1 protein-coding gene is annotated in these 1,186 nt (G+C 37.1%); it reads left to right on the plus strand.

What is annotated here, in order from left to right:
- Positions 1-1,186, plus strand: a 1,186-nt coding sequence (locus CQ058_RS32070; protein ID WP_258169610.1) for an MSCRAMM family protein, incomplete at both ends; no start/stop codon positions are given.

The raw sequence follows: 1,186 nt of genomic DNA on the forward strand, positions 1-1,186 counted from the left end.
GCAAGGTTTAGCAAGCCTTTCTGGTTTAGAAATCGGAACTTATACTCTTAAAGAGGTAAAATCACCTACTGGTTATGTACTAAATGGGCAGCCACAACAGATTGAAGTTAAAACAGGCGAGGTTGCAACTATTACAGTACAAAATACTAAAGTAAAAGGAAATATCGAGATTAAGAAATTAAGTGACAGCGGAAAAACTCTTCCAAAAGTAGAGTTTACAGTGTATACAGCTGAGGGAAAAGAGATTACAAAAACAACTACAAATGAGCAAGGGATTGCACAAGTGAAGGATCTTCCATATGGAAAGTATTATTTTGTTGAGACAAAAGGGGTAGAAGGATACCTTCTTAATCAAACAAAATATCCATTCGAGATTAAAGAACAAGGAAAAACGCTAACTTTCACAGTCGAAAATAAAGAAGTAAAAGGAAATGTGCGACTTATAAAATTAGATGGAGAGAATCCGGGTGGAAAATTAGAAGGTGCGGTGTTCGTTCTTCAAGATAGTAAAGGGAAGAAAATTAGTGAACACAAAACTGATAAAAACGGTTTGATTGAAGTGAAAGACTTACCATTTGGAGCATATTCATTTGTTGAGAAGCAAGCACCAATTGGCTATGTGTTAAGCAAAGAACCTATTCCTTTTATTATCTCGGAACAAGGAAAGACAGTCATGCTAACAGCGCAAAATAAGCGAATCATAGGAGAGTTGGAGATTAGTAAGGTAGATATTGCGGATGGCAACAATAAACTTCCAAACGCTGAATTTACTATCTTTAACGAGCAAGGAAAAGAAGTTGCAAAAGGAAAAACGGATGAAAACGGCATTGCAAAATTCAAGCTTCCATATGGAAAGTACACGTATAAAGAAACGTTCGCACCAGACGGATATCTACTGAATGAAGAAATATTCTCTTTTGAAATTAAAGAGGATGGTCAAATTATTAAGCACACGGTGAAGGATCAGAAGAAACCGACACCACCTACACCAGAGACACCAAAACCAGAACAGCCAGAACAACCACAAAAACCAGAAATACCACAAAAGCCAGAGCAACCAGAAGTACCACAACCACAGGTACCGGAACAACCAAAAGTAACCGAAAAACCTGTTATTCCACAACTAGAGACACCACAACAGATTATTATGAAACCACAACTAGAACAAACACCAAAGAAAATCGAA

Source organism: Bacillus sp. MYb56 (genome assembly GCF_002976445.1).
Classification (GTDB): domain Bacteria; phylum Bacillota; class Bacilli; order Bacillales; family Bacillaceae_G; genus Bacillus_A; species Bacillus_A mycoides.